This window comes from Micromonospora sp. ATA51, from assembly GCF_016802855.1.
GTDB classification, from domain to species: Bacteria; Actinomycetota; Actinomycetes; order Mycobacteriales; family Micromonosporaceae; genus Micromonospora; species Micromonospora sicca.
Genome location: NZ_JAEVHJ010000426.1, coordinates 1 through 4,574, shown reverse-complemented (window position 1 = coordinate 4,574; position 4,574 = coordinate 1). Strand labels below are relative to the sequence as shown.

At 74.3% G+C, this 4,574-nt stretch carries 2 protein-coding genes and 1 pseudogene; all 3 read right to left on the bottom strand.

The features are described from left to right. Positions 1 to 65: 65 nt before the first annotated feature. Positions 66 to 584 (bottom strand): annotated as a pseudogene (locus JNW87_RS35040) (NUDIX hydrolase); the annotation flags it as partial. Positions 585 to 632: 48 nt separating this feature from the next. Beyond that, the gene (locus tag JNW87_RS35035) at positions 633 to 2,426 is read right to left on the bottom strand and encodes a bifunctional (p)ppGpp synthetase/guanosine-3',5'-bis(diphosphate) 3'-pyrophosphohydrolase (protein WP_109805358.1); all 1,794 of its coding nucleotides are present in this window, start codon (positions 2,424 to 2,426) and stop codon (positions 633 to 635) included. A 128-nt stretch (positions 2,427 to 2,554) separates the two neighbouring features. Then, a complete protein-coding gene (locus tag JNW87_RS35030) occupies positions 2,555 to 4,312 on the bottom strand; it encodes a DEDD exonuclease domain-containing protein (protein WP_109805357.1) in 1,758 nt (585 codons plus the stop codon). Between the last annotated feature and the right edge of the window lie 262 nt (positions 4,313 to 4,574).

Sequence of the window (4,574 nt, the reverse complement as noted above, 5' to 3'; positions counted from 1 at the left end):
GCCACCCGGGACCCGACCCGCCCGGGCCGCCCGGTCCGGCGCCGGTCACGCCCCCGGCGGGACGGCGGGCGGGACCTGCCCGCCCGCGGCCCGATGCCGTAGTAGCCGAGCAGGTTGGCGGTGGCCCGGCTCAGCCGGGGCAGGTCGTCCAGCGGGTGCCAGGCCGCCTCGAAGACCTCGGCGCCGTCCACCACCAGCTCGGCGGTCGACGCCGGGACCTCCACCTCGAAGACCACGTCCACCCAGCCCTTGGCGTGCACCACGGCGTTCGGCACGGCCGGGCGGAGCCGGTCGGGGGTGACCCGGATGCCGGACTCCTCGAACAGTTCCCGGGCCGCGCCGACCACCGGCGCCTCGCCGCGTTGCAGCAGCCCCGCCGGGAGCGTCCAGCTGTGACCGGGCGGCTGGCGCAGCAGCAACAGCCGGCCCGGCCCCTCCGCGTCGGCGTCCCGGACCAGGGTGACCGCCCCGACGATGTACTTCGGCACGGCGAGCCGGACCAGCCGGCGGCGCAGCGGGACGGGGAGCCGGTAGAAGACCTGGTAGCCGAGGGCCCGTCCGGTGGCACGCGCGCGGGGGATCATGCGTTCAGGCTAGTGGCCGCCCGGACCGGCCGCGCGAGGGGCGTTCGGCTACTGCCGGTGGTCGACCAGGTCGATGAGTTGCCGGACCACCGCGTCCGGTTCGACCGCCCGGTCGAAGACCGCCACCAGCAGGGTCTCCAGGTCGGGGTAGCCCAGTTCCTCGGACAGCCGCAGCAGCGGCAGGTCGCTGGCCAGTCCCCGGTTGTGTGTGCGCAGGGCCAGGCCGATGGTGGCGCGGCCGAGGCGTACCTTGTCGGCTATCGAGATGCCCGGCTCGGTGTGCTCGGCGAACCAGCGGTTGATCTGCATCTGGGCCTGCGGCGACTTCACGAAGCCGAGCCACTCCCGGCGCGGCCCCCGGGGCGCGGCGTCGGCCTCGAAGCCGCTCTCCGCGTCGGACTCGGTGAAGATCTCCACCACGTCGCCCTCCGCCAGCTCGGAGGAGAGCGGCGCCAGCCGGCCGTTGACGCGCGCCGCCAGGCAGTGGTCGCCCCGCTCGGTGCTCAGCTCATACGCCAGGTCCACCGGCGTCGCGCCGGCGGGGAGGACCACCTGCCGGCCGTCGGCCACCACCTGGATCTGCGCCTCGGCCAGGTCGCAGCGCAGCGACTCGAGGAACTGCGCGGGGTCGACCGCCTCCTGCTCCCAGTCCAGCACCCGGCGCAGCCAGGCCAGTTCGTCGGCCCGGTCGGCCGCCCGGCTGGTGGTGCGGGGGAAGCGGTAGTGGGCGGCGACGCCGTACTCGGCGGCGCGGTGCATCTCCTCGGTCCGGATCAGCACCTCGACCGTGCGGTCCTGCGGGCCGCGGACGCTGGTGTGCAGCGACCGGTAGAGGTTGTTCTTCGGCGAGGCGATGAAGTCCTTGAAGCGGCCGGGCACCGGCCGCCACAGCCCGTGCACCGCACCGAGCGCCGCGTAGCAGTCGGTGGCCGGGCCGGCCACCACGATCGAGATGCGGGGCAGGTCGAAGGGGGCGCCGTGGCCGCCGGCCACGGTGTCCTTCCAGATCGAATAGAGGTGCCGGGGGCGGGGGGCGACCTCGGCGTCGACCCGGCTGCGGCGCAGCGCCACCCGGGTCTTCGCCACCACGTCCTCGAGGTACGCGTCCCAGCCCGCCGGCCGGTCGTGCACGTGCCGGGCGATCCGGGCGTGCTCGTCGGGCTCCAGGTGCAGCAGCACCACGTCGTCCAGCTCGCGTTTGAGGGTCTGGATGCCCAGCCGGTCGCAGAGCGGGATCAGCACCTCCTGGGTCTTGCGGGCGATGCGCTCCCGGGAGGCGGCCGACCGGACGCCCAGCGTGCGCATGTTGTGCAGCCGGTCGGCCAGCTTGATGATCAGCACGCGGACGTCCTTGCCGGCCGCGATGATCATCTTGCGGACGGTCTCCGCCTCGGCGGCCTTGCCGTAGAACGCCTTGTCGAACTTGGTCACCCCGTCGACCAGGTGGGCCACCTCCCGGCCGAAGTCCTCGGCGAGGGCCTGGAGGGTGTAGCGGGTGTCCTCCACGGTGTCGTGCAGCAGCGCGGCGACCAGGGTGATGGTGTCCATCCCGAGGTCGGCGCAGATCTGGGCGACCGCGAGGGGATGGGTGATGTACGGTTCGCCGCTCTTGCGGAACTGGCCGCGGTGCATGTTCTCCGCGATCGTGTAGGCGCGGCGCAGCACGGAGGAGTCGGCGCTCGCGTGGATGCTCCGATGGGCGCGGACCAGCGCGTTGACCGGGTCGGCGTCGCTGGTGGGCCAGGTGAGCAGGGAGCGCAGCCGGCGGGTGAGCGGCAGCTCCCCGGGCTGGGTCGGAAGGGCGCCGCCCAGGGCGGCGCCGTGTCCGGCGTCGACGTCCACCTGGGACACCTCCTCACCCCGGCCCCACGGTCACCGTCACCGGCGACCGGGAGCAGGCCCGCGAAACGGGCAGGACTGCACTTCTCCAACAGCCTAAGGGAGTCGACGTAGTCCGATCGGTCACTTGGTCATGAGCGTTCGGTCGAGAGTTGGTGGGACCCGCCGTTCTCCGCCTTGGCCAGCAGGTCCCGGAAACGGCCCGCGCCGGTGACCGGCGAGGCCCAGCCGGAGGAGATCTCCACCAGCCGGGTCTCCGCTCGCTCCAACCAGGACAGGATGCGTTCGGTCTCCTCGGCGGAGGCCCGCGGGACCGGGCCGTACCCGGGCAGCACCGTCTCGGCGGTCGCCCGGATCGCCTCCAGGGTCGGTCGCGGGTGGACACCCGGCGGGGACAACCCGGCGCCGGCCAGCCGGCCGTGCCGGACCAGCGCCAGCTCCCAGCCGCCGCGCGCGGCACGCCGGGCCGCGGCCAGCTCGGCGATCCCGGTTAGCCCGACCAGACGTTGCATCCGGACCGTGGCGCGCAGCACCGCCGCCAGCCGGGACCGCACCACCGCCGCCTCCTCGTAGCGCTGGTCGCGGGCGAGCACTTCGATCCGGGCGAGCAGGGCGTCGACCACGACCTGGGGGTCGCTGGTGGTCGCGGTACGGAACGGCGCGGCGGCGCGGTGGTCGTACTCCTCGGGGGTGATCCGGTGCTCGCAGGGCGCCGGGCAGCGTCCCAGCTCGGCCAGCGCGCAGGCCGGCATGGTCGTGCGCCGCGACAGCCGGTGCGTGCACTGGCGCAGCGGCACGGCGTCGTGGAAGCCCGCGGCGGCCAGCTCGGCGGCCTGCTTGGAGCGGAACGGGCCCAGGTACGCGGTGTCCGTGGGGGCGAGGTTCCGCACCACCGACAACCGGGGGTACGCCTCGTCGGTGAGCTTGAGCCAGACCATCCGCTCCGGGTACTTGGAGCGCCGGTTGTACGGCGGCGCGTGCGCGGCGATCAGCCGCAGCTCGCGGACCTCCGCCTCCAGCGAGTGCGCGCACTCGACCGCCTCGACCCGCTCGGCGGCGGCGAGCATCTCGGAGATCCGGGCCCGCTTCTCCCCGGCGGTGAAGTAGCTGCGCACCCGGGTGGCGATGTCGCCGGAGGTGCCGACGTAGAGCGGCCGGTCGTCGGCGGCCCGGAAGATGTAGACCCCGGGCACCTTCGGCAGGCCCTCGGCCAGGTGCCGCTTGCGGCGCTGGGTCGGGGTGACCGCCCGGGCGAACTCGATCGCGTCGCCGACGGTGTCCACCCGGTGGCCGCCCAGCCGGGCGATCAGCCCGTGCAGCACGTCCACGGTGGCCTTGGCGTCGTCCAGCGCCCGGTGGGTCGGCTGGGTGGCGGTGCGGAAGTAGGCGGCCAGGGTGCCGAGCTTGCGGTTGGGCACCTCGTCCCGGGTGAGCACCCGCCGGGCCAGCGCCGCGGTGTCCAGCACCCGCGGGTTGGGCCAGCGGTAGCCGTGCTTCGCGCAGGCCGCCTTGAGGAACCCCACGTCGTAGGGGGCGTTGTGGGCGACCAGCACCGCGTCGGAGATGAACTCCAGGAAGCTCGGCAGCACCTGCTCGATCGGCGGCGCCGGGACCAACATGGCCTGGGTGATCCCGGTCAGCACGGTGATGAACGGCGGGATCGGCACCCCCGGGTTGACCAGGGTGGCGAGCACCCCCAGCTCCTCGCCGCCGCGCACCTTCACCGCGCCGATCTCGGTGATCCCGCCGCCGTCCGGCGCGCCCCCGGTGGTCTCCAGGTCGACCACCACGAAGGTGGTCGCGTACAACGGCAGCGCCGGGTCCACCCCCGCGCCCGCCGTCCGGTCCAGGCCGGCCAGCGCCTCCTGGACGTACTCTGCTCGTGCCACCCGCGGCACGCTAGCGGCCGGGTCCGACACTCCCGTCCCAGCCGTCCCACCGGTTACGACGGGACTAGGATGAGAGATCGGCTCACTCACTGGGCGCTGGGCCCGTTCGCGGTGGGAGACTTGCCACATGCCCCTCACCGAGCCGCACGACGACCACCTCCCCGAGGCGGGGCCGGTGGCTGCCGGGCGGGACACCGGTGGGGGCGACGCGGACGACCTGGCGACCGGTCCGGCCGGCGCCGAGCCGCCCCGGCCGGGGGAG